At 75.5% G+C, this 24,427-nt stretch carries 21 protein-coding genes; 7 read left to right on the top strand and 14 right to left on the bottom strand.

Translation table 11 applies throughout. The features are described 5' to 3' along the window. Positions 1–14: 14 nt before the first annotated feature. From NHH00_RS11255 to hisC, 10 genes are all read right to left on the bottom strand, one after another. Entirely contained in the window at positions 15–1,841 is a 1,827-nt protein-coding gene (locus tag NHH00_RS11255; RefSeq protein ID WP_253052117.1) for an FAD-dependent oxidoreductase, read from the bottom strand. Further along, the gene (locus NHH00_RS11250; protein WP_253052506.1) at positions 1,838–4,054 is read right to left on the bottom strand and encodes a molybdopterin oxidoreductase family protein; all 2,217 of its coding nucleotides are present in this window, start codon (positions 4,052–4,054) and stop codon (positions 1,838–1,840) included. Before NHH00_RS11250 ends, NHH00_RS11255 begins: the two co-directional genes overlap by 4 nt. Positions 4,055–4,095: 41 nt before the next feature. Further along, the gene (locus tag NHH00_RS11245) at positions 4,096–5,604 is read right to left on the bottom strand and encodes an MFS transporter (protein WP_253052115.1); all 1,509 of its coding nucleotides are present in this window, start codon (positions 5,602–5,604) and stop codon (positions 4,096–4,098) included. Positions 5,605–5,765: 161 nt separating this feature from the next. Then, positions 5,766–6,467, bottom strand: coding sequence for a DUF6766 family protein (locus tag NHH00_RS11240; protein WP_253052113.1), 702 nt, complete (start codon positions 6,465–6,467; stop codon positions 5,766–5,768). A gap of 85 nt (positions 6,468–6,552) precedes the next feature. Further along, positions 6,553–7,041 carry a hypothetical protein gene (locus NHH00_RS11235; protein WP_253052111.1) on the bottom strand — a complete coding sequence of 163 codons (489 nt, stop codon included), beginning with the start codon at positions 7,039–7,041 and terminating at the stop codon, positions 6,553–6,555. A gap of 97 nt (positions 7,042–7,138) precedes the next feature. Then, positions 7,139–8,611 (bottom strand): dihydrolipoamide acetyltransferase family protein, encoded by a 1,473-nt coding sequence (locus tag NHH00_RS11230; protein ID WP_253052109.1) that lies wholly within the window; start codon positions 8,609–8,611, stop codon positions 7,139–7,141. 56 nt (positions 8,612–8,667) lie between these two features. Continuing rightward, on the bottom strand, positions 8,668–9,660 hold the full coding sequence (locus NHH00_RS11225) for an alpha-ketoacid dehydrogenase subunit beta (RefSeq protein ID WP_253052107.1): 993 nt from the start codon (positions 9,658–9,660) through the stop codon (positions 8,668–8,670). Next, complete coding sequence (gene pdhA, locus NHH00_RS11220) at positions 9,657–10,862, bottom strand: pyruvate dehydrogenase (acetyl-transferring) E1 component subunit alpha (RefSeq protein WP_374614819.1); 1,206 nt, start codon at positions 10,860–10,862, stop codon at positions 9,657–9,659. The genes NHH00_RS11225 and pdhA overlap by 4 nt, the downstream gene beginning before the upstream one ends. 221 nt (positions 10,863–11,083) lie before the next feature. Beyond that, complete coding sequence (locus NHH00_RS11215; protein ID WP_253052105.1) at positions 11,084–11,350, bottom strand: DUF805 domain-containing protein; 267 nt, start codon at positions 11,348–11,350, stop codon at positions 11,084–11,086. A 72-nt stretch (positions 11,351–11,422) separates the two neighbouring features. Then, entirely contained in the window at positions 11,423–12,502 is a 1,080-nt protein-coding gene (gene hisC / locus NHH00_RS11210) for a histidinol-phosphate transaminase (protein ID WP_253052103.1), read from the bottom strand. A 92-nt stretch (positions 12,503–12,594) separates the two neighbouring features. Here hisC and NHH00_RS11205 point away from each other — a divergent pair, with 92 nt between their 5' ends. After that, positions 12,595–12,984, top strand: coding sequence for a phage holin family protein (locus NHH00_RS11205; protein ID WP_253052101.1), 390 nt, complete (start codon positions 12,595–12,597; stop codon positions 12,982–12,984). A gap of 33 nt (positions 12,985–13,017) precedes the next feature. Here NHH00_RS11205 and NHH00_RS21065 read toward each other — a convergent pair whose 3' ends face one another. Both NHH00_RS21065 and NHH00_RS11200 read right to left on the bottom strand, forming a co-directional pair. Beyond that, a complete protein-coding gene (locus NHH00_RS21065; RefSeq protein WP_308202293.1) occupies positions 13,018–14,688 on the bottom strand; it encodes a PGAP1-like alpha/beta domain-containing protein in 1,671 nt (556 codons plus the stop codon). Further along, positions 14,685–14,999 carry a hypothetical protein gene (locus NHH00_RS11200; protein WP_253052099.1) on the bottom strand — a complete coding sequence of 105 codons (315 nt, stop codon included), beginning with the start codon at positions 14,997–14,999 and terminating at the stop codon, positions 14,685–14,687. Before NHH00_RS11200 ends, NHH00_RS21065 begins: the two co-directional genes overlap by 4 nt. A 195-nt stretch (positions 15,000–15,194) precedes the next feature. Here NHH00_RS11200 and purB point away from each other — a divergent pair, with 195 nt between their 5' ends. Beyond that, a complete protein-coding gene (gene purB, locus NHH00_RS11195; RefSeq protein ID WP_253052097.1) occupies positions 15,195–16,682 on the top strand; it encodes an adenylosuccinate lyase in 1,488 nt (495 codons plus the stop codon). 102 nt (positions 16,683–16,784) lie between these two features. On the opposite strand, the gene NHH00_RS11190 is transcribed toward purB, so the two are convergent. After that, positions 16,785–17,948: a hypothetical protein gene (locus NHH00_RS11190; protein ID WP_253052095.1), complete on the bottom strand. Its 1,164-nt coding sequence runs from the start codon at positions 17,946–17,948 to the stop codon at positions 16,785–16,787. Next, complete coding sequence (locus NHH00_RS11185) at positions 17,945–18,358, bottom strand: PadR family transcriptional regulator (RefSeq protein ID WP_253052093.1); 414 nt, start codon at positions 18,356–18,358, stop codon at positions 17,945–17,947. The genes NHH00_RS11190 and NHH00_RS11185 overlap by 4 nt, the downstream gene beginning before the upstream one ends. A gap of 136 nt (positions 18,359–18,494) precedes the next feature. Between NHH00_RS11185 and NHH00_RS11180 the strand changes: the two genes are divergently transcribed. The 5 genes from NHH00_RS11180 to NHH00_RS11160 all read left to right on the top strand — a co-directional run bounded on the left by NHH00_RS11180 (position 18,495) and on the right by NHH00_RS11160 (position 24,402). Continuing rightward, entirely contained in the window at positions 18,495–19,838 is a 1,344-nt protein-coding gene (locus NHH00_RS11180) for a glycoside hydrolase family 6 protein (RefSeq protein WP_253052091.1), read from the top strand. 349 nt (positions 19,839–20,187) lie between these two features. Next, positions 20,188–20,643: an NUDIX hydrolase gene (locus NHH00_RS21060; RefSeq protein ID WP_253052089.1), complete on the top strand. Its 456-nt coding sequence runs from the start codon at positions 20,188–20,190 to the stop codon at positions 20,641–20,643. Positions 20,644–20,771: 128 nt separating this feature from the next. After that, on the top strand, positions 20,772–22,574 hold the full coding sequence (locus NHH00_RS11170) for a hypothetical protein (protein WP_253052087.1): 1,803 nt from the start codon (positions 20,772–20,774) through the stop codon (positions 22,572–22,574). A gap of 50 nt (positions 22,575–22,624) precedes the next feature. After that, positions 22,625–23,947, top strand: a complete 1,323-nt coding sequence (locus NHH00_RS11165) for a CoA transferase (RefSeq protein WP_253052085.1) — start codon at positions 22,625–22,627, stop codon at positions 23,945–23,947. Further along, positions 23,944–24,402: a helix-turn-helix transcriptional regulator gene (locus NHH00_RS11160; protein ID WP_253052083.1), complete on the top strand. Its 459-nt coding sequence runs from the start codon at positions 23,944–23,946 to the stop codon at positions 24,400–24,402. Before NHH00_RS11165 ends, NHH00_RS11160 begins: the two co-directional genes overlap by 4 nt. Positions 24,403–24,427: the final 25 nt, after the last annotated feature.

The raw sequence follows: 24,427 nt of genomic DNA, 5'->3' as shown, positions 1-24,427 counted from the left end.
GAGGCCCGCCGATCTCACGTGTCGAGGCCGACCGGCGCCGGTGCTGCCTCGTTCTTCGGCTGGTCCGGGTCCGCCTTCGCGAGCCAGTCGACCAGACCGCACACGACGTCCTTGCAGCCCCCGCAGCCCGTCGTCGCGCGCGTGGCCCGCGCGACGTCGTCGACGCTGCGGGCGCCGTCGTGCCAGCACCCGACGACGTCGCCCTTGGTCACGCCGTTGCACGTGCAGACGGTCGTGCGGTCGGGCATGTGGGTCGGGGACGACGCCGGCGCGGGGGCCTGCGCGACAGGGCGCAGCAGCAGGTGGGCCGGGTCCGCGGGGACCGGGACCCGACGGGTGTACGTCGCGGTGAGGTCCGCGCCCACCTCGGGCGCGCCGACGCACGTCACGCCGACGAGCAGGCCGTCCGCGACGACGACCTCGACGTGCCGCCCCGACGCGGGGTCGCTCAGCGTCACGGAGCGGTGCGCGGGGTCGGGCGCCCGCCGCTCGCCGCACACGCCCATCGTCACGATCTCCAGCCCCGCCGCCTTGACGCGCACGACGTCGGTCCCGGCCCTCGGGCGCTCGTCCACACCGGGGTTCCCGGGACCAGGAGGGCGCGGACGACCCGTGGACCCGGGACCGGCAGGGTGGGCAGCGACCCCGGACACGCCCGGTGCCGACGGCCCGGGCGGCTCCCCGAGCGGGCGCGCGACGACGTTCATGGCGAGGCGCAGCGCCATGCTCGGCCGGTCGGCGTCGACCCCCAGGCGGACCCGTGGGCGCCCCGACGCCGCCCCCTGCGCGGCGTCCGGGTTCACCGCGCCGCCCCGGTCGGTCCACCTCGCGCACCGCTCCGCGAGGTGGTCCGCGAGCCGGCGCGACTGGTCCCAGCCCTGCGCGATCAGCCCGGTGCCGCCCTCGGGCGGCTGCGCGCAGTCGCCGATCGCGAACACGCGCGGGTCGTCGGGGCTCGCCAGGTCCGGCCCGACGACGACGCCCCGGTCGACCGCGAGGCCCGCCGCACGCGCGAGCCCGGCCTCGGGCACGGTGCCGCACGCGAGCACGAGCAGGTCGGCCTCGATGCCGACGAGCCGCGTCGCGTCGTCCCCCGCGCCCCCCGCCGGGCGGGCCGACGGGCCGGCGGGCGCCCCGCCGTCGGGCACGCGGAGCGTCACCCCGCGCACGGAACCCGACTCCACGAGGACGCGCTCGGTGCGCGCGCGCGTCCAGGTCCGCACGCCGAGACCCGCGAGGCCGCGCGCGACGACGCCCCCCGCGGCGCGGTCGAGCTGGCGGTCCATGACGCTCGCACCCCCGTGCACGAGGCTCACCGCGACGCCGCGGCGCGCGAGCCCGCACGCGACCTCCAGCCCGAGCACGCCCGCCCCGACGACCACGGCGTGCCGCGCGTTGACCGACGCCGCGACGATCTCGCGCGCGTCGTCGAGCGTGCGCAGCGCGTGCGCGCCACGAGGCAGGCCGCCCGGGAGGTCCGTCAGGCCCGGCAGGTCGGGGACCCGCGCGGCCGCACCCGTCGCGAGCACGACGACGTCGTACGGGTGCGCGCCGTCGCCCGTGACGACGCGGCGCGCGGACCGGTCGATCGCGATGGCCTCGGTGCCGCGGCGCACCGTGACGCGGGCGTCGTCCGCCCCCGGCAGGCCGATCGCCGCGACGTCGACCTTGCCCGCCACGACCTCGCTGAGCAGCACGCGGTTGTACGGCGCGTACTCCTCCGCGCCGAGCACGGTGACCTCCACGGCCGACGTCCCCGCGGGCGCCCCGCAGCGCGCCACGAGGTCGCTCGCGAACCGCGACCCGACCATGCCGTTGCCGATCACGACGACGCGCGTCATGCGACCACCTCCTGCGCCGTGGACGCGCGCCGCACGTCCACGGCGCACACCTTGAACTCGGGCATGCCCGAGACCGGGTCGGTCGCGTCGGTGGTGACCCGGTTGACGCTTCCCTCCCCGCTCCAGTGGAAGGGCATGAAGACGGTGTCCGGGCGGATCCGGTCGGACCACCGCGCGACCGCCTCGATCGCTCCGCGGCGCGTCGTGAGGCGGGCGCGGTCGCCGTCGTCGACCCCGAGCCGCACGCCCAGGACCGGGTGGAGCTCGACGAACGGCTCCGGCACGAGCCGGTCGAGCTCCGGCACGCGGCGCGTCTGCGCGCCCGACTGGTAGTGCTGCAGCACGCGACCCGTGACGAGGTAGAGCGGGGCGTCGGCGCGCACGTCGTCGCTCGGTCCGACGTGGTCGACCACGACCATCCGCGCGCGCCCGTCCGGGGTCGCGAACCGGTCGAGGAACAGCCGCGGCGTACCCGGGTGGTCCGCGGTGGGCACCGGCCAGTGCAGCCCCGGGCCGCCGTCGTCCTCGTCCGCGTCGAGACGCGCGTGGCTCAACCCCGCGTAGTCGGCCACCCCGCCCGCGGACGCGCGCGCGAGCTCGTCGAAGACGACGGCGGGGTCCGTCGGGAAGGAGACCGACGAGCCCAGGCGACGCGCGAGCTCCGCGAGGATCCACAGCTCCGAGCGCGCCTCCCCGGGCGGGTCGACCGCGCGACGGCGCCGGATGACCCGCCCCTCGAGCGACGTCATGGTGCCCTCCTCCTCGGCCCACTGCGTCACCGGCAGCACGACGTCCGCGAGCAGCGCCGTCTCCGACGGCACGAGGTCGAACACCACGAGCAGGTCGAGGGCGCGCAGGTTCGCGGCGACCTGGTCCGCGTCCGGCGCGCTGACCACGACGTTCGACCCGTGCACGAGCAGCGCGCGCGGGCGCCCGTCCTCGGCGTAGGTGGTCCGCGCACCGGCCGGTCCGGGCCGGGCGCCGAGCGCGCGCAGGAGCCTGACGGCGGGCATCCCCGGACCGGGGATCGTCGCCGGGTCCACGCCCCACACGGACGCGACGTGCGCGCGCGCCGCCGGGTCGTCGATCCTGCGGTAGCCCGGGAGCTGGTCGGCCTTCTGCCCGTGCTCGCGCCCGCCCTGCCCGTTCCCCTGGCCGGTGATCGCGCCGTACCCGGAGCCGACGCGTCCCGGCAGGCCGAGCGCGAGCGCGAGGTTGATCGCGGCGGTCACCGTCGCGGTGCCCTGCGACGACTGCTCGACACCCCGCCCCGTCAGCACGTACGCGCCCGCGCCGCCGTGGGCGGGCGACGCGGCCGCGAGCAGCCGCGCGACGTGCCGCAGCCGCGCGGCCGGGACCCCGCAGACGGTCTCCGCGCGCTCGGGCCACCACGCCATGACGGAGCGCCGGACGTCGTCGAACCCCGACGTGCGCGCGGCGAGGTACTCCGCGTCCGCGAGCCCTTCCGTGACCACGACGTGCAGCAGCGCGAGGAGCACGACGAGGTCGGTCCCGGGCACGGGCTGGAGGTGCACGCCCTGGTCGCCCACCGGCCCCGCACCCGGAGGCGGGACCAGCCGCCCCGGCGACCGACCGTCGTCGGGCACGGCACGCTGCCCGACGACGCCCGCCGGCTCTCCCGTGAGCGCCGCGGTGGCGCTGCGGCGCGGGTCCACGACGACGAGCCCGCCGCGCGAGCGCACGCCCGCGAGGTGCTGGACCGACGGCGGCATGGTCTCGGCGAGGTTGGAGCCGAGCAGGAGCACGGCGTCGGCGCCGCCGAGGTCGGCGAGCGGGAACGGCAGCCCGCGGTCGACGCCGAACGCCCGGTTCGCCCCGGCTGCCGCCGACGCCATGCAGAAGCGCCCGTTGTAGTCGATGTTCGCGGTGCGCAGGACCGTCCGCGCGAACTTGCCGAGCGCGTACGCCTTCTCGTTCGTCAGCCCGCCGCCGCCGAACACGGCGACGGCGTCCCGCCCGTGCTCGGCCTGCACCCGGGCGATCCCCGCCACCACGACGTCCAGCGCCTCGTCCCACGACGCCGGGTGCAGTACGTCGTCGCTCCCGCGCAGCAGCGGGGTCGTGATCCGGTCCGCCGCGCGGAGGACCGTCGCGCTCGTCCAGCCCTTCTGGCACAGCCCACCCCGGTTGGTGGGGAAGTCGCGCGGGGCGACGGTGACCGGGAGCGGTCCTGCGCCGGGCGTCAGGGACATGCCGCACTGGAGCGCGCAGTAGGGGCAGTGCGTGTCCACGCTCAGATCCCGGCCGACGCGAGCGCCGACCCCTTGCGGAGGTACACCGCCCAGGCGACGACCGCCATGACGGCGTACATCCCGATGAACGCCCACAGGGCCGGGACGAGCGAGCCGGCGAGGCTCGTCGACGCCGCGAACCCGCGCGGGATGAGGAACCCGCCGAACGCCCCGATCGCCCCCGCGATGCCGATGCACCCCGCCGCGGCCTTGCGCGCGCGGGCCCGGGCCTCGTCGAGAGCGGCGGCGTCGACCGCCGTCGGCCCGTCGAGCGCGCCGCCCGGGACGGCGCTCGCCTGGAAGACGGCGGGGATCATGCGGTAGGTCGAGCCGTTGCCGATGCCCGTCGCGACGAACAGGACGAGGAAGGAGGCGAAGAACAGGCCGAAGCTGTGCGACCGCAGCGCCTGGATCGCGCCGAACGCCCCGAGCGCCATGACGCCGTACGACGCGATGGTGACGCGCGTGCCGCCCACCCGGTCCGCGATGACGCCGCCGAGGGGCCGCGTGACCGAGCCGACGAGCGCGCCGAGGAACGCGATCGACAGCGTCACCTCGGGGAACTGGCCCGTGAGCAGCAGGGGGAACGCCCCGGCGTACCCGATGAACGACCCGAACGTGCCGATGTAGAGGAACGAGATGATCCACGTGTGCTTGTTCCGCGTCGCGGCGGCGAACGACTTCGGGTCGGCCTTCGCGGTGGACAGGTTGTCCATGAACCGCCACGCGAGGAACGCCGCGAGCAGGATGAACGGGATCATCATGAGCCCCGCGCGCTCGAGCGCGACGCCCGCTCCGGCGACGATGACGAGCGGCACCGCGAGCTGCACGACCGCCGTCCCCAGGTTGCCGCCCGCGGCGTTGAGCCCCAGCGCCTTGCCCTTCTCCCGCTCGGGGTAGAAGAACGAGATGTTCGCCATCGACGACGCGAAGTTCCCGCCACCGAAGCCCGCGAGCGCCGCGACCGCGAGCATGACCCCGAACGGCGTCCCCGGGTCCTGCACCGCGACGGCGAGCGCCGCCGTCGGGAGCAGGAGCAGGAGCGCCGAGACCACGGTCCAGTTGCGGCCGCCGAACAGCGGCACCGCGAACGTGTACGGGATGCGCAACGTCGCGCCGACGAGGCTCGGCACGGCGATGAGCCAGAACTGCTGGTCGACGGTGAACGTGAACCCGGCGGCGGGGAGCTGCGGCACGACGATCGACCACAGGGCCCACACCGCGAACCCGAGGAACTCGGCGAACACCGAGATCCACAGGTTGCGCGTCGCGACCTTCCGGCCGCCGTCGCGCCAGAACGTCGGGTCCTCCGGATCCCAGCGGTCGATCCAGCGTCCGGAGCGGTGGGTCGGGGCGGTCGCCGTGCGGCCGGCCGTCGAGGCGGTGGTCGGCCCGACGGCGGTCGTGGCCCTGGGCGCGGAGGCCGCGGCGGTCGTGGTGGTCGCGGTGCCGGAGGGGTGCTCTGCGGACTGCTCACCCTCGTGGGTGGTGGGGCTCGTGGGCGCGGACATGGCGGCTCCTTCAGCAGGTCCCGGTCAGTACCGAGGACGCTAGGAACGCCGTGTTTCCCCCGCGCGCGGCCGTCGTTAAGCCCGTGTGAGGTCTTCCGCACACCGAGCGCGGGGCCGCTGTGAGCGGTTGGCGAGGTGGTGCGGCGTGCGGCCGCGCGGGGTCAGCCCTCGACGCCCGTCGCCTCGTGCGACGAGCCGACGGGCTTCGACTCGGGCGACCCGCGCTCGCGCAGGTAGATCGCGAGCACGACCATGCTCAGGACCGCCAGCATCTCGGACTGCCAGTTCTGGAACGTCCGGCTCCAGAAGTCGGGCATCGAGAGGTACTCCGTCCAGGGCACGGGGTCCTCGAGCTCGCGCAGCTGCTCCTCGCTGAACGCGACGGCGCCCGCCGCCGACTGCGCCGCCCACGAGCCGAGGAAGATCGCGCCCATGACGAGCGAGAGCGAGCGCGAGTAGACCGCGAGCCGCCAGCCCCCGGCCCGCGCCCAGGCCGAGGAGTCGGGCGTCGCGTGCTCGCCCACCTTCTGGTCCTCGTCGGACTCGCGGCCGGCCTCCTCGAGCTTCTTCGACTCGGGCGAGCCGCGCTGCACGAACCACACGGTCGCGGTGATGAAGAGCAGGAACTGGAGGTACTCGGACTGCCAGTTCTCGGTGACGTCGACCCAGAACGCCGACGACGCCACGTACTGGCCGAACGTCACGGGGTCCAGCCCCGCCGCGCGCTGGTCCGTGTTGAAGACCGCGACCCCGCTCACCGCCTGGGCGACGAGCGACGCGAGGAACGCGGCGGCGAAGAAGAGGCTCAGCGAGCTGGCGCGCAGCCCGCCGAGGACGCCGCCCTTGCCGGGACCGGCGCTCATCGGTGCACCGCCGCGAGCACGAACGTGACGGCGAGGCCCGCGCCGACGAGCACGAGCGTCGCCCAGAACATCAGCCGCGGGACCCTCATGCCTCGACCTCGCAGTCGTAGGGGCGGTCCTCGCGCGGGGTGCAGCCGGCGGCGGTGATGATCCAGCCGTCGCCCGACACGGCGAGGAAGAGGGTGTCGGTCGCGGTGACGACCTGCGCCTGGCGGCCGGCCAGGTGGACGTCCTCGACGACGAGGTCGTCCCCGGCCGCGGCGAGCGCGGCGAGCGGACCGTCGGGCGCGGCGACCACGTCCGCGCACGGCTCGCCCTCGTCCGCGGCGAGCGCGTCCGCGGCGTCGGGCAGGAGGAGTGCGCACGCGGCGGCGCCGTCACCCCCGGCGACCGCGGTGGCGAGCTCCTCGACGACGGCCCGGGCGTCCGCGGCCCCCGGTCCGGCGCACGCAGTGAGGCCGAGCGCCGCAAGACCGACGAACGCACCCGTGGGGATCGCCGCCCGAGCCCGGCGCCCGCGTCCCGGCCCGGCTCCCGCCGTCGGCCGGACCGCCCTGCCCTGAGCGCTGCGCACGCGACCTCCCTCGAACGACACCGGTGAGGTTCACCGGCCCCTCCGAGGCCCATGCTCGCCGTTCCCCGGGTGCCCGCAAGCGGAGCACCGCGCGGGCTCAGCCCCAGACGAGGCCGCGCGCCGGGTCCTCGAGCACCTTCGCGACGTCGGCCAGCACGCGCGCGCCGAGCTCGCCGTCGACGAGGCGGTGGTCGAAGCTCAGCGCGAGCTGCGTGACCCAGCGCTTCTTGATCTTGCCCTTGTGGACCCACGGCTGCTCGCGAATCGCGCCGAAGGCGAGGATCGCGGCCTCGCCCGGGTTGAGGATCGGCGTCCCGGTGTCGATGCCGAACACGCCGACGTTCGTGATCGTGATGGTGCCGTCGGACATGTCGGCGGGCGACGTGCGGCCCGCCCGCGCGGTCGCGGTGAGGTCCGCGATCTCGCCTGCGAGGCCGTGCAGGTCGAGCCGGTGCGCGTCCTTGATGTTCGGCACGACGAGTCCGCGCGGCGTCGCCGCCGCGATGCCGAGGTTCACGTAGTGCTTGTAGACGATCTCCTGCGCGGCGTCGTCCCAGCTCGCGTTGATCTCCGGGTGGCGGCGCACGGCGAGGAGCAGCGCCTTCGCGGTGACGAGCAGCGGGGTGACGCGCACGTCGGCGAACTCCCGGTCCTCGCGCAGGGTGTGCACGAGGCGCATGGTCTTGGTGACGTCGACCGTGTGGAACACCGTGACGTGCGGGGCGGTGAACGCGCTCGTCACCATCGCCTCGGCCGTGCGCTTGCGCACCGACTTCACGGGCACGCGCGTCTGGCGGCCGTCCGGGGTGACGGCGCCGGACGCGAGCCACGGCTGGTCGTCGTCGGCGTACGTCGCCAGCGGCTTGGCCTTCGCCTGCTCGTGGTACGCCTGCACGTCCTCGCGCGTGACGATCCCGCCCGGGCCGGTGCCGGCGACGCTGGCGAGGTCGACCCCGAGGTCCTTGGCGAGCTTGCGCACCGGCGGCTTCGCCAGCACCGGCAGGTGCACGTGCCCGACGGCGGCGGGCGTCGGCGCGCTCGCCGCAGGCACGGCCGCGGGTGCCGGGGCAGGAGCCGGGACGGCGGCGGCCGGGGCCACGACCGGAGCGGCGGCCGGGGCCGCGTCCGGAGCGCGGCGGCGGCGACGGGCCGTACCCGGCTCGACCGTCCCGTATCCCACGAGCACCGAGCCGGAGCCGGAGGCCGCGGCGGTCGCCCCGCCCTCCGACCCGGCACCCGGGGCGGGCGAGGCAGGAGCGGGAGCCGCGTCCGCGCCGTCGGGCACGACGCCGGCCGGCGCGGCGGGCGCCGGCGCGGTGCCGGACGGGTCGGTGTCCACGACGATGATCGGCACGCCGACCTCGACCGTCGTCCCCTCGGGCGCGAGGATCTCCGTGACGACCCCCGTGTACGGCGACGGGAGCTCGACGAGCGACTTGGCCGTCTCGATCTCGACGATCGTCTGGTTGACCGTCACGGCGTCACCGACGGCGACGTGCCACTGCACGATCTCGGCCTCGGTGAGGCCCTCGCCCGCGTCGGGGAGGTTGAACTTCTCGAAGGTGGGCACTGCGTGGTCCTCCTGGTGGTCCCGGTCGGCGCTGTCGAGGTCGCGGCGGACGCGCGTCAGAACGCGAACGCGCGGTCGACGGCGTCGAGCACGCGGTCGAGGCTCGGCAGGTAGTCGTGCTCGATCTTGGCGACGGGGTACGGGGTGTGGAAGCCGCCGACGCGCAGCACCGGCGCCTCGAGCGAGTAGAAGCACTCCTCCGTCACGCGGGCCGCGACCTCGGCGCCCGAGCCCAGGTAGGCCGGGGCCTCGTGCACGACGACGCAGCGCCCGGTCCGGCGCACGGACTCCACCACGGTCACGGTGTCGAGCGGGGAGATGCTGCGCAGGTCCACGACCTCGACGCTGCGTCCCTCCTGCTCGGCCGCCGCGGCGGCGCGGAGCGCGGTCGCGACGGTCGGGCCGTACGCGACGAGGGTCAGGTCGGCGCCGGGGCGGACGACGCGCGCACGGTCCAGCACGGTCGCGCCCTCGCCGCGGCCGGAGACCTCGACGGGGCCCTTCTCCCAGTAACGGCCCTTGGGCTCGAAGAACAGCACGGGGTCGGGCGAGGCGATGGCCTCCTGGATCATCGTGTACGCGTCCTGCGGCGTGGACGGCGACACGACGCGCAACCCGGCGGTGTGCGCGAACAGCGCCTCGGGGCTCTCGCTGTGGTGCTCGACGGCGCCGATCCCGCCGCCGTACGGCACGCGGATCACGACGGGCACCTGGAGCTTCCCGCCCGAGCGGTAGCCCATCTTCGCGAGCTGCGTGGTGATCTGGTCGTACGCGGGGAAGATGAACCCGTCGAACTGGATCTCGCACACCGGCCGGTAGCCGCGCAGCGCGAGGCCGATCGCCGTGCCGAGGATGCCGGACTCCGCGAGCGGCGTGTCGACGACGCGGTCCTCGCCGAAGTCCTTCTGGAGCCCGTCGGTCACGCGGAACACGCCGCCGAGCGCGCCGATGTCCTCGCCCATGAGCAGGACCTTCGGGTCGGTCTCGAGCGACCGGCGCAGGCCCTCGTTGATCGCGCGGGCGAGGGTCAGGGTCTTGTTCTCGCTCATCGGGCCACCTCCGCGGCCGGCTCCTCGAAGGACTGCTGGTAGTCGGCGAACCACGCCTTCTCGCGCTCGACCACGGCGTTCGGCGTCGCGTAGACGTGGTCGAACATGGTCGACGGGTCGGGCGCGGCGAGCGCGCGCACCTCGTCGCGCAGCCGCTCGCCGAGCGCGTCGGCCTCGGCCGCGACGTCGGCGGCGAACGCGTCGTCCCACGCGTCCTCGGCGCGGAGCAGGTTCTCGAGCCGGTCGATCGGGTCGCGACGGCGCCAGTACTCCTCCTGGGCCCGCGAGCGGTACTTGGTCGGGTCGTCCGACGTCGTGTGCGCGCCCATGCGGTAGGTGAACGCCTCGACGAACGTCGGACCGCCGCCCGTGCGCGCCCGTTCGAGCGCCTCGGCCGTCACGGCGTAGCACGCGAGCACGTCGTTGCCGTCGACCCGCACGCTGGGCACGCCGAACCCGCCACCGCGGCGGTACAGGGGCACGCGCGACTGCTTGGTCGTCGGCTCGGAGATCGCCCACTGGTTGTTCTGGCAGAAGAAGACGACGGGCGCGTTGTTCACCGCGGCGAACACCAGCGCCTCGTTGACGTCCCCCTGCGACGTCGCGCCGTCGCCGAAGTACGTGACGACGGCCGTGTCGCGCTCCGGGTCCCCCGACCCGACGAGGCCGTCGCGCTGGACGCCCATCGCGTACCCGGTCGCGTGGAGCGTGTGCGACCCGATGACGAGCGTGTACAGGTGCACGTTGTGCTCCGTGGGGTCCCACCCGCCGTGGTCGACCCCGCGGAACAGGCGCAGGCGCGCCGTCGGGTCGATGCCGCGCACGTGCGAGACGCCGTGCTCGCGGTAGGACGGGAACACGTAGTCCTGCGGGGCGAGCGCACGGCCGGAGCCGATCTGCGCCGCCTCCTGGCCCTTCGCCTGCGCGAACAGGCCGAGCTCACCCTGGCGCTGGAGCGACGTCGCCTCGTCGTCGAAGCGGCGCGTGAGCACCATGTCGCGGTAGAGGCCGCGCAGGGCCGCGGCGTCGAGGTGGGCGACGCGCTCGCGGTAGCCGTCCGTCTCGGGGGTCGTGACGCGAGATCCGGCCGGCGTCACGAGCTGGAGCAGGGGGGCGTCGTCGGGACCGCCCGCGACGTCGGGGAGGTCGGGGGGCGTGCTCGCGCCGTCCCGCGCGGCGGTTCTCGCGTCGTTCTCGGTCACGCGACTCTCCTTCGGTGCGGCCCGGCCGTGCGGCCGGCCCGCTCGGGGGCAGGAGGCGCCCGGTCGGGGCGCCGTCGGAACCTACGTCTCCGTAGCCTACGCAAGCGTAGGCTACGACACCGTAGGTTCGGCTGCCGACGTGTCGCCCAAGATCCGCCGGGACAGGCTGTAGGGATCCTCCAATCCCCACCGGACGGCCCCCGCGCCGACGGGGGCCCGCCCTACCTCGGGTACGCGCCGCCCGCGCGCAGCGCGTCGCGCTCGCGCAGCACCGGCCAGCGCGAGAACGCGAAGACGAGGAACATGACGACGTTGAGGATCGGCACCAGGCCCACGAGGATCCACCAGCCCGAGTAGCCGGCCTTCTGGATGATCCGGATGTAGGCGATGAGGAAGATCACCGCCACCGCGACGTAGAGGACCAGCGCGGCCGTGCCGAAGGCCCAGCCGTACTCGTCGACGAGCTGGTCGGTATCGATGGAGTCCATGCTCGCGAGTGTTCTCGCGCCGTCGGCGCCCGGCAACAGGGACCGCTCGGCACGGGTCCGGGACGGACGGCCTCAGAGCCAGGTGGCGCTCACGCGCAGGAACAGGTCCGTCGCCTCCGGCTCGCCGACGCTCACGCGCAGCCCCTCGCCCGCGAACGGGCGCACGATCGCCCCGGCGGCGCGCGCCTCCTCGGCGCGCTGCGCGGTGCGCTCGCCCAGGTCGAACCACACGAAGTTCGCCTGCGACTCCGGCAGCACCCAGCCCTGGTCGCGCAGGCCCTCGACGAGGCGCGCGCGGTCGGCGACGAGGTGCTCGACCCGCTGCAGCAGCTCGTCGCGCGCCGCGAGCGACGCGATGGCCGCGCGCTGCGCGACGTGGGAGACGCCGAACGGCGTCGACACGGCGCGGATCCCCGCCGCGAGCCGCGGGCGCGCGACGGCGTAGCCCACGCGCAGTCCCGCAAGGCCGTACGCCTTGGAGAACGTGCGCAGCAGCACGACGTTCGGGTGCTGCGCGTACACCGCGAGGCCGTCCGGGGCCTCGGGGTCGCGCACGAACTCCAGGTACGCCTCGTCGAGCACGACCAGCACGTCCGACGGCACCGCCGCGAGGAACGCGTCGAGCTCCTCGCGGTGCACGACCGGACCGGTCGGGTTGTTGGGCGTGCACACCATCACGACGCGCGTCCGCTCCGTGATCGCCGCGGCCATCGCGGGCAGGTCGAGCCGGCCGACGTCCGCCCCGGTCCGCAGCGGCACCTGGACCGACGTGCCGCCCGCGACCGCGACAGCGATCGGGTAGGCCTCGAACGAGCGCCACGGGTACACGACCTCGTCGCCCGGCTCGACGACCGTCTGCAGCACGTGCGCCAGCACCGCGACCGAGCCGTTGCCCACCACGACCTCGTCCGCGCCGACGCCCAGGTCGGCCGCGAGCGCCTCGGTGAGCTCGGTCGCGTACATGTCCGGGTAGCGGTTCACGTCCGCGGCGGCGTCGGCGATCGCGGCGACGACCGACGGCAGCGGCGGGTACGGGTTCTCGTTGGAGGAGAGCTTGAACGCCGCCGCGCCCGGGGCGACACGGGCCCCGGGGACGTAGGCCGGCAGCGCGGCGACGGCGGGACGCAGGGGGACGCGGGGTTCGTGGGCCACGGTCCTCGATCATGCCACCTGCCCGGCGCGGTCCCGCCGGGGCGCGGCCCGGCGCCGTGCCCGGGCGCCGCCCGGATGGCAGGATGCCCGGTATGAGCTTCGTCGTCCGCGTCCTCGTCACCGGCCTCGCGATCTGGCTCACGAGCCTGTTCATCGACGAGCACTTCCAGATCGTCGGGTCCGACACCGCCGGCGGGCAGGTCGTCATCATCCTCGTGGTGGCCCTGCTCTACTCGCTCGTGAACGCGATCATCAAGCCGATCGTGCAGATCCTGTCCATCCCGCTCTACATCCTCACGCTGGGGCTGTTCTCGCTCGTCGTCAACGCGCTCATGCTCATGCTCACCGCGTGGATCACGGAGCAGACGGACTGGGGCATCCGCATCATCGGCGGGTTCTGGTGGGCCCTGCTCGCGGCCCTGATCATCGGGCTCATCAACTTCGCCGTCTCGGCCGTCGTGCCCCGGGCCCAGGACCGCTGACCCCGGCCGCCTCGGTCCGCAGGACGGGCGCCGCTACCGCGCGTCGTCGTCGCCTCCCCCGCCGTCCGGGCCCGGCGCGGTGAGCTGACCGGCCCCCGGACTCCCCGTGAGCGGGGTCCCCGGCACCGCGGGCGACGGCGCCCCCGGCGCCGGCACCCCCGGCGCGCCCGGGAACGGCGTGCCCGGGGCCCACGGGGGCGTGAGCGAACGCGGGACCGCCAGGTCCCCGATGCAGAACGTGGTGTCCGGGTCGGGCACCAGGCGCGCCTCGTAGACGAGCGGCTCCTCCGCCTGGCCGTCGAGCAGCCGCTCGACGTCGTCCAGGTGCTCCTCGAGGCCACGGTCGCCCACCTCGACGGCGGCGTCCAGGACCTCCTGGTGGAAGTGCACGCTGTGCGGCCACTCGAGCGACGGCCCGCCGCCCGGAGCCGGCAGGGTCCCCGTCACCGTGACCCTGTCGGGCGTCGCCCGGTTCTCCGCGCCGTCGAGGTCGGAGATCCCCTCGCCCTGGGTCTCGAGGTGCGTGCCCTTGACCCCCGGTGGGAGGGCGTGGCCGGCGACGGGCGAGCCCGCCGTCACGACGTGCCGCACGGAGTACGTCCCGACCGTCGCCGCCGCGACGGTCGCGGCGATCATGCCGCCCTGGCTGTGCCCCACGAGCACGACGTCGTCGTCGGGCCCGATCCCGGCCTGTCGCATCGCCTCCAGCACGGCGCGGGCGCTGTCGGCCCGCGCCCGCACCGCCGGGTCGTCGTCCATGAGGTCGTAGTTGGACGTCATGGTGAAGACCGACCGGAGATTGCCGGGCTGCGTACCGGGGATCGCGACCACCCACGTGGGGGTGCCGTCGTCCTTGACGATCCGCTGGACGCTGAGCGTCGAGTCCGTCGCGAGCGCGTCCACGGCGCCGAGCGCGGACCGCACGTCGGTGGGCGTCGGCAGGTCGCGTGGCGCGTCGACGAGCCGGACGTCGGGGTCGGGCAGGAAGCGGTCCCGCAGCGGCTGCGCGAGGCCGCGCAGCACCGACGCGCCGTTGCCGACGGTCGGCATCCGGTACCACGGGCGGTCGGCGTCGAGCAGGCCGATCGCCCGGCTCAGCGCACGGATCGTGGCAGGGTGCAGCGACTCTCCCGAGGTGACGACCCTCAGCGCGGACGGACGACCCTCCAGGAACGAGTGCAGGACCCCGACGGTCCCCAGGGAGAGGATGCCGATCAGCCCGGCGGCGGCGGCACCGACCGGGCTGAAGCCCCCGACGGCGAGGAGCGCGAGGTCCTGCCACAGTGCCGTCGCCGCGGCGTCCGCGTCGTCGTAGACGCGCACCGCATGCTGCAGGCGCGACGCGAGGTCGCGCAGGCCCCGCTCCTGCTCCTGCGCGAGGCCGATCGCGAGGTCGAACGCCTCGAGCGCGGCCGCGCGCGCCGCACGCACCTCCGCCGACCAGCACGGCGTGGCGTGGACGCCCCAGCCCGACGCGGCCTGGATGGGCGCCGGTGCCGCGAGGCGACCCGCGAACGACGTGGGGCTCGCGGTCGTCACGTCCACGGAGTCCCGCGCGGCTCGGAGCGCGGCCACGGTCCCGGCGACGAGGTCCGCCCGCGCGCCGAGCGCCACCGCCTGCGCGACGACCGCCGCCGTCTCGACCGCGGTCGGCTCCGTGCCGCCGCGCACCACGACCACGGGTGCCGGGCGAGGGCCGCTCACGGCAACCCCGCCGCGGCGAGCTCGGCCCGGATCCTCGCCACCTCGGCCTCGGCGAGGACGGTGAGCGCGTCGAGGCGCAGGAGGCAGCTGTCGAGCAGCATGCCGAGCCGGAGCAGCCCGCCGCGCTGCTCGGCGGCGGCATCGTCGTACGACGCGCGCGCGTGGCCCGCCCACGGCAGGTCCGGCGCGACGAGCGCGGCACCGGCCCGCGCGACGTCGTCCTGGGCGGTGAGGACCCGGGCCCGGGCGAGCGAGACGCCGAACGGCGCAGCGTCGCACGGCGGGGGCGGCGGGGGCGACGAGGAGGACATGGCGGCGACCGTACGCAGGGCCTCGGCCCGGACGCCGCGGCCCCGTCCGCCGCTGTGGACGGGCCGCTCGGAAGACGGCCCTGGGGACGGCCACGCACCGCGCGGCGCCCACGGATCGCGCGCCGGCCCAGGACCGCGTGCCCGGACTGCGGGAGGCGCGGGCCGCCGTCGGGCACGCGTGGGAGAATCAGGGGCGTGCCCGAGAACCCTGCCGCAGACGCCCCTGCCCGCGTGTCGCTCGCCGAGGTGACCCCGCCGATCGCGCTCGGCCCGCTCGACGGGCGCTACCGCGCGGCCGTCGCGCCGCTCGTCGACCACCTCAGCGAGGCCGCGCTCAACCGCGAGCGCGTCCACGTCGAGGTCGAGTGGCTCATCACGCTGTGCAACGGCGTCCAGGCGGTCGACGAGAACGCGGTCCGCCCGGTCGTGCCGGGCGCCCCCCAGCTCTCCGACGCGGAGGTCGCGTACCTGCGTCAGATCCCCGCGACGTTCGGCGGCGAGGAGATCGCCGAGCTCGCCGCGATCGAGCGCGAGACGGTGCACGACGTCAAGGCGGTCGAGTACTTCGTCAAGCGCCGCCTCGCCGCGGCGCCCGACGCCCTGGGCGCGGACACCGTGCTCCCCGGCGTCGGCGAGCTCGTGCACTTCGCGTGCACGAGCGAGGACGTCAACAACCTGTCGTACGCGCTCATGGTGCGCGGCGCCGTCGAGCAGGTGTGGCTGCCCGCCGCGACCGCCCTGGCCGACCAGCTCGCGGACATGGCGCGCGAGCACGCGGACGTGCCGATGCTCTCGCGCACGCACGGCCAGCCCGCGACGCCGACGACGCTCGGCAAGGAGCTCGCCGTCCTCGCGCACCGGCTGCGCCGCCAGCTCCGCCGGATCGGCGCGGCCGAGTACCTGGGCAAGCTCAACGGCGCGACGGGCACGTACGGCGCGCACACCGTCGCCGTGCCGGGCGTGGACTGGCCGTCGGTGTCGAAGCACTTCGTCGAGGGCCTGGGGCTCACGTGGAACCCGCTGACGACGCAGATCGAGTCGCACGACTGGCAGGCCGAGCTGTACGCCGACGTCGCGCGGTTCAACCGCATCCTCCACAACCTCGCGACCGACGTGTGGACCTACATCTCCCTGGGGTTCTTCACGCAGATCCCCGTCCCCGGCGCCACCGGGTCGTCGACCATGCCGCACAAGGTCAACCCGATCCGGTTCGAGAACGCCGAGGCGAACCTCGAGATCTCGTCCGCGCTGCTCGACACGCTCGGCGCGACGCTCGTCACCTCGCGCCTCCAGCGCGACCTCACGGACTCGACGACGCAGCGCAACGTCGGCCCCGCGTTCGGCCACTCGCTCCTCGCGATCGACAACGTGCGCCGCGGCCTCAAGGCCCTCGCCGCGAACGCCGACCTCATGGCGGCGGACCTCGACGAGAACTGGGAGGTGCTCGGCGAGCCCATCCAGTCGGCGATGCGCGCGGCGTCGGTCGCGGGCGTCCCCGGCATGGAGAACCCGTACGAGCGCCTCAAGGACCTCACGCGCGGCCAGCGCGTCGACGCCGCGCGCCTGCGCGAGTTCGTCGCCGGCCTCGGCCTTCCGGACGACGTAGCCCAGCGCCTCGCGAACCTCACCCCGGCCACCTACACGGGCCTGGCATCCCGCCTGGTGTCGGCCTACCTGGACTGACCCAGCCCCGCGCGGAACACGACATGAGGGCCGTTATCCGGTAGATAACGGCCCTCATGTCGTTCTCGCGAGCGCGCAGCGTCGTTCTCGGCGGCGCCGGTGTCAGACGGCGGTCGGCTCGCCCGGGTGCGGCGCGTCCGGCCCCAACGTCTCTCCCGTCGCGGCGAGCAGAGCCCCGTGCGCGGCGCGCGCCTCGGAGAGCTCGTCGAGACGGTTGACGACCCAGCGCAGCACGAGCGTCGCCGCGGCGGCGAACGCCAGGAGGCCGACGACGTTCCCGAGGTCCGCCGTCTGGATGCTCACCGTGCCGGACCAGAAGAAGGTCGAGCGGCTCAGCAGCACGGCGACCGCGAGACCGCCGAGCACCGGGACCGCCTGGCGCGTCCGGCGCCACAGGAGGGCGACGCCGAGGAGCAGGACGACCGGTACGGCGAGCGCCTGAAGCGTCCACGAGACCAGGGCGCCACCCGACCACCACGGCATCCCGAGGTGCGCCGCGTCGGCGAAGGTCGCCGCGACGAAGGCGCCGAGGACCAGCGCCATGGCCCAGACCGTCGCCGCCCGGAGCGCGACCGGCTCGGCGCCGACCCGGCACGTCCGTCCCGCGGCGAGCACCCCCGCGTACGCGACGAGCCCGACGACCCACGGTGCGTCGAGGTACGCGGCATAGGCGCTGCCCGCAGCGACCGACCCGACGAGCGCGGCCACGCCCGCCCCGGCGGCGAGCACCGCGACCACGAGGCCGACGCGTCGCGCCCCGACGAGCGTGAGGGCGACCGCCGCGATCCACAGGGCCCACATCGGCGCCGTCGGGACGGTCGCCGCGAGCGGCGCGCCGCCGTCCGGGCCGAGCATCGCCCGGACGATCGCGGCAGCGAACGCGAGGACGCGCACCGCCATGACCACGAGCACCGCCGGGAGCAGCACGAACAGCAGCCCGGTCGCCGCCCGCCGCTGCCGCGGCGTCGAGCCCAGCGGCGCGAGCGCCCACTCGCGGGCGGCGGCGCGCAGCAGGTCCCACCGCTCGGCCCGGGTCGGGCGCGACCGCCCCGGCCGCGCGCCGTCGAGCAGGTGACCGAGCATCTCGGCCTCGTGCGCCCGTCGGTACGTGTACGGGAAGAGCCGCAGGAGTCGGCGGTAGTCCCGCACGAGCACGGGTGCGACGAGCACCGGCGGGCCGGGCTCCGCCGTCGGGCTCGCCGCAGCAGGAGCTGCCGTCGCTCCGTCGCCCGCCGCACCGGGGCGGCCCCCGCGGTCCCCGCTCATGCCGGCACCGCCCCGCCGTCGGCGAGACCTCCCGCGACGCCGCGGGCGGGGCGCGCCGCGACGCCGTCGCGCGCCACCGCGGTCGCGCGACGGCGGGCGCCGAGGCGTTCGAGCGCGCGGCGCGCCTGGGCCTCGGCACGCTCGGCCTCTGCGGCGAGGCGCGTCCCGCCCTCCGTGGTGAGCCGGTAGTAGCGGCGCAGGCGCGAGTCGACGACCTCCTCGCGGTCGACCTCGACGAGCCCGGCGGCGACGAGCCGGTCGATCGCGCCGTAGAGCGTCCCGGCGCGCAGCGTCACGCGGCCGTCGGAGCTGGACTCGACGTCCTGCGCGATGCCGTACCCGTGCAGCGGACCGGCCGCGAGCGCGGACAGGACGAGGAACGCGGGTTCCTGGAGCGGTCTCGATGCCATGGCGACGACCATACCCTCGCAACGAACCTATGGAGCACGACGCGCCGCAGTGCGAAACGTTTCGCACCCTCCCGGCCGCTCCCCGACAGTCCCTACCGTGGCGGAGTCCTGACCCCGAGGCGACGGAGCCCCGAGCATGAGACCGACCTCCCCCACCCGACGACCCCGTGCGGCGACGCTCGTCGCCGCCGTCGCGACCCTCGCGACGCTGGGCGCCACGGCGACCGCCGGTGCGGCGCTCGCGACGACCCGCGCGGCCGCGCCCTCCGCGGCCTGCACGGTCGACTACCGCATCACGAGCGCGTGGTCCGGCGGCTTCCAGGCCGACGTCACCGTCACGAACCTCGGCGCCCCGCGCTCAGGCTGGGAGCTGGCCTGGGACCTGCCGGCGGGCGAGAGCATCAGCCAGCTCTGGAACGGCACGCTCGGGCGCGACGGCGGCCGGGTCACCGTGGGCGACGTGGGATGGAACGCGTCGCTCGCCACGGGCGGCAGCGCCTCGTTCGGCCTCGTGGGCACGGCCGCGTCCGCCCCGGCCGTGCCCGCGAGCTTCACGCTCGACGGCGTCGCGTGCGGCGGCGACGTCCCACCCGACCCCACCGACCCGCCGGACCCCACCGATCCCCCCGAGACGCCGGACGACGTGACGTTCCACGTGGACGAGACGAACCAGGCGTGGGAGGCCTGGCAGGCGGCGTCGGGCACGGACCGGGACCTGCTCGCGAAGATCGCGCTCACGCCCCAGTCGACGTGGGTCACCGACGCGGACGCGCAGGTGTCGCGCGCGAAGGTCGCGGCGTTCACGAGCGCCGCCGCGGCCGAGGGAGCGACGCCGCTCCTGACGATCTACGCGATCCCCGGTCGCGACTGCGGCTCGCACTCGGGCGGCGGCACCGCCGAGGCGGCGTACCGGAGCTGGGTCCAGACGGTCGCGTCCGGCATCGTCGGCGAGCCGTGGGTCGTCCTGGAGCCCGACGCGCTCGCCCAGCTCGGCGACTGCTCCGGCCAGGGCGACCGCGTCGGCATGCTGCGCGACGCGGCGCGCATCCTGACCGACGCCGGCGCGCGCGTCTACATCGACGCGGGTCACTCCGCGTGGCTGAGCCCGGCGACCGCCGCGGCCCGCCTCCAGCAGGTGGGCCTCGACGACGCCGTCGGGTTCGCGCTCAACACGTCGAACTACCGCACGACGGCCGAGTCGCGCGCGTACGGCGAGCAGGTCGCGGCGCTGCTCGGCGGCGACGTGTCGTTCGTCGTCGACACGTCCCGCAACGGCACCGGGAGCAATGGTGAGTGGTGCAACCCCCGCGGTCGCGCGCTGGGCGACCCGCCACGCGCGGTCGACGACGGCACGCACCTGGACGCCCTGCTCTGGGTCAAGCTGCCCGGCGAGAGTGACGGGTCGTGCAACGGCGGGCCGCCCGCCGGACAGTGGTGGCAGGACGTCGCGCTCGAGCTCGCCCGCAACGCGTCCTGGTAACCCGACGCCGTCGAGCACGACCCTGCTCGCCCTCGAACACGACATTGCTGCCGTTATCGCCCGGATAACGGCAGCAATGTCGTGTTCGGCGTCTTCCCAGGGGGCTAGCGCGGGTGCGCAGCGCGCACGGTTCGCCGGTTGGTGTGACGATCGTCTGTGCCGGGCCCGGCCCGGCACCATCGCCTCTCGCCGGAACTGGGGCCGCGCGAGGGGCAGGCCCGACGGCGCGTGGCTGCTGGGTGCGCCACGCGCCGTCGGGGGTGCCGGTCGTCGTCGAGCCGTCAGCGTCGAGCCGTCCGGGTCGGACGGCGCCGCGGAGACGGCGCGCCGGAGATGGCACAGTGGGGGCGTGACGTCGCACGACCTCCCCCGCACCGACCCGCCCTCCCCCGAGCCCGCCGCCCTGCCGCCGCTGCGCACCGTCGGCTGGGTGAACGTCCGCGACGGGCGCCTGCTCGCCGTCCGCACGACCGGCAAGGACCGCTTCTTCATGCCGGGCGGCAAGGTCGAGCCCGGCGAGTCGGACGCCGAGGCGCTGGTGCGCGAGATCCACGAGGAGCTGGGGGTGCGCCTCGACCCGACGTCGGTCCGCCCCGGCTTCGTCGCCGAGGCGCCCGGGCACGGCCTCGGCGGGCGGGTCGTGCGCATGCACTGCATGTACGCCGAGCCGGCTCCCGGGTCGCCCGAGCCGGCACCGAACGCCGAGATCGCCGAGCTCGCGTGGCTGACCCCGGCCGACGCGCACCGCGTCCCGCCGGCGGGTCGGATCGTCCTCGACCGGCTCGCGGGGGTCCTCTCCGCCTGACCGCGCGCCGTGCTCGCGTGCCGCGACGCGCGCCCGATGGGGACCTCGCCCCATGAGCGGGACGAGACGCGGCGGCGCCCGCCCGCGTACGCTCCGGAGGCACGATCCGCAGCGACAGAGGGACGACCATGGGGTTCTACGGTGCCGACATCGGCGAGCTGCGCGCGCTCGCGCAGAGCCTCACGACGGCGTCCGAGGCGCTCACGACCACGCGGAGCACGCTGGACTCGACCGTGAGCGGGGCCCGCTGGGCCGGACCGGACGGCGACGAGCTGCGCGGCCGCTGGTCCGCCGAGCTGGGCCCGGCGCTGGCCGCCGCCACCGCGACGCTCCGGGACGCGGCGGACAAGGTCCGCAAGAACGCCGACCAGCAGGAGAGCGCCAGCTCCGACGGCACGGGCGGCAGCGGCGGCCCTGGTGGCGGGCCGGGCGGCGGGCCCGGTTCCGGGGGCGGGCCGGGCTCCGGCGGTGGGCCCGGTGGCGGCGGAGGCGACGCGTCGGGCGACGAGAGCCCCGGCGGCCCCAAGGTCACGGTGAAGGGCGACCACGGGTCCGGCACGGACAACGGGAGCCTGGGCAACCCGGCGACGGAGGGCACCGACGCGAAGGTCGGGTTCGGCGTGACCCACGACCCGGAGAGCGGCGAGACCACGTACTCGGGCAGCGGCTCGCTCTCCGACTGGATGAAGACGACGAACGGGTCGAAGATCTCGTTCGGCGTCAACGGCGGTGCGGAGTACACGGTCGGCGAGAAGTCGGAGGACGGCTTCACCACGTACACGTCCAAGTCCGACGTCTCGATCGGCGTCGAGGGCGGCGTCGACAAGGGCGGCACGGGCGTCAGCGGCGGGTACACGACCGGCGTCACGTCCGCGTACACGGTGAAGGTGCCCGACGGCGCGGGCGTCACCGACCCCGGGAGCATCAACCCGTTCGACCCCCGCAGCATGCCGGTCGGCTCGTCGGTCACGATGGACGGCGGCAGCTACGCGGAGACCGAGCTCAACGCGGCGTTCCGCCACATCGCCGTCGAGTCGTCCGTCAAGGACGCGAGCGGCGTGACGAGCCTCATCGAGCGCACGGGCGACGACACGGTGCGCGTCACCGCGGGCCCCACCGAGGCCATCGCGAACCACGCGGGCCTCGGTCTCGACTTCGACGCCGTGAAGGTCATGCTCGGCAACACGACGTCGCTCGACGGCGCGTCGCTGCGCAGCGCCGAGTTCGACCTGTCCACCCCGGAGGGCCAGGCCGCGTACGACAGGTATCTCGTCACCGGCGAGATCCCCGCCGACGCGTCGACCGGGATCTCCGGCACCACGAAGATCGAGCGGGTCGAGTTCGACTCGACGTCGACCGTCGGCTTCGACACCCCCGTCGGCGGGGCCGAGTGGGAGATCGGCAAGAACACGGGCTCGCTCGTCGCGACGACCAACCCCGACGGCAGCACGGAGCAGCTCCTCACCGCGACGTACGGCGACCGCGGCGACTTCCGCATGTCGCAGGCCTTCGACGCGTCGGGGACCGAGGACGTGTCCGCACGGACGTACTCGTTCGACGTCACGGCCGACGACATGTCGTCGCAGTACTTCAACACGAAGGAGTTCTCGGGCTTCTCCCCGTCGAGCGAGGTGTCGTCCGGCCAGCAGGTGACGATGACGCTCACGGAGTCGCAGATGAACCGCCTCGCGGACAGCGTGCGCACGGCGGTCGAGAACGACAGCCTGGGCATGCAGACGCGCATGATCGTCACGGACTACGACATGAAGCCGATCACCGACCCGTACCAGCTCGCGACCAGCCTCGCCCGCGCCGCGGACTCCGACCTCGAGCTCGTCATGATGATCTCCGAGATCAACGCGGCGGGCGACGGTTCCGCGACCGACCGCTCGGCGGCCCGGTTCCCCGGCACGGTCACGGTCGGCCACTGATCGGTCGCGGGTCCGGGCACCCGGGCCTCCCGTCGGCGTAGTGTCGCGGGGTGGGTGCCGCGCCGTTCCTCGCCGCGACGCTGCCGGTCCTGGACCTCGCGGTCGCGTCGGTCGTCGCCGTGCGCGACGCCGCGGCGCGCGGGGGCGGGTTCGACGTCGGTCCGCCCCCTGACCCGGAGCGCGTCGCCGCGGCGTTCGCGAGCGACCGGCTGCTCCGCGTCGACGGCGCCCCGGTGGACGGCTTCGCGCCGCTCTCGGGCTTCTTCCGGACCGCGGACGGCTGGGTCCGCACGCACGCGAACTACGCACACCACCGCGCGCGTCTGCTCGCCCTCCTCGACCTGCCCGCGACGGCCGACGGGGCGGCGGCGCGCGACGCCGTCGTGAGCGCCCTCGCGGACCGCTCGGCCCAGGACGTCGAGGACCGCGCCGCGGAGACCGGCGCGATCGCCGTGCGCGTCCGCAGCGAGGACGCGTGGCGCGCCACCCCGCCGGGCCGGGCGTCGGCGTCGGGGCCACCGGTGCGCACGGCCGTGCGCGAGGACGCCGCGCCCGCGCGCCCGCTCGGGTCCGGGCCGCGCCCGCTCGCCGGGGTCCGGGTGCTCGACCTCACGCGCGTCATCGCGGGCCCGGTCGCGACGCGCACGCTCGCCCTGCTCGGCGCGGACGTGCTGCGCGTCGACCCGCCGGGGCTCCCGGAGATCGAGGTCCAGCACCTCGACACGGGGCAGGGCAAGCGGTCGGCGCTGCTCGACCTCGCGACACGCGACGGCCTCGCCCGCGCCCAGCGCCTGCTCGACGAGGCCGACGTGCTCGTGACCGGGTACCGCCCGGGCGCGGTCGAGGCCTTCGGCCTGCGGCTCCCACCCGGCGCCGTGCACGCGCGCGTCACCGCATGGGGCGACGACGGCCCGTGGGCCGGGCGGCGGGGCTTCGACTCGATCGTCCAGGCGGTGAGCGGGATCGCGCTCGTGGAGGGGTCGCGGGACGGCACCGCGTGCGCGCCCGAGGACGCCGCCCCGGGCGCCCTGCCCGCCCAGGCGCTCGATCACGCGACGGGCTACCTCGTCGCGGCCGCCGTCGTCGACGCGCTCGCCGACCGCGCGAGCGACGGCCGCGGGCGCGAGGTCGACGGCGCGCTCGCTCGGACGGCCCGCGCCCTGCTCGCCGCCCCGGGCCGCGACCCCGCGCACGACGCTCCGCGCACTCCCGGCCCGCGCTGCGTCGTCGTGCACCCCGCGCGCCTGGACGGCCGGGACAGAGCGGCGACGACGACGCGCCCCGCGCTCGACCACCTCGCGGGCGTGCCGGTCGACGACTACCCCGCGCCCGCACGGCCGTGGGGCGTGGACGAGCCGCGGTGGACGGCGTGAGCGCCGGGCCCGAGGTCGCCGTCCACCTGCGGCGGGCGCGCGACCACATGGACGCGCACTTCACGGAGCCGCTCACCCTCGCCGGCGTCGCCGCGGTCGCGGGCTACTCGCCGTTCCACTTCGCGCGCGCGTTCGCCGCCGCGTTCGGCACGAGCCCGATGGCCTACCTCGCCACACGCCGCGTCGAGCGCGCGAAGACCCTGCTGCGCACCGCGAACCTCACCGTGACCGAGGTCTGCCACGCCGTGGGCTTCACGAGCCTCGGGACGTTCTCCGCGCGCTTCCGCGCGATCGTCGGCGTCACGCCGACGGCCTACCGGGACGAGCACGCCCGCGCCGGCGGTCCGCCCGTCCCCGGGTGCTTCGCGCTCGCGTGGGGCCGGCCGCAACCGGTGCCCCGGCCGACGTCGGGCTCCGCACGATCGGAGAAGCGGGACCGGGACGGCGCGTCGTAGCGTCGAGGACGACGGCCGGAGGGGC

The organism is Cellulosimicrobium cellulans, from assembly GCF_024124905.1.
Classification (GTDB): Bacteria; Actinomycetota; Actinomycetes; order Actinomycetales; family Cellulomonadaceae; genus Cellulosimicrobium; species Cellulosimicrobium cellulans_G.
Note: the sequence above shows the minus strand (reverse complement) of the source record. Positions and strands in the feature narration are given on the sequence as shown.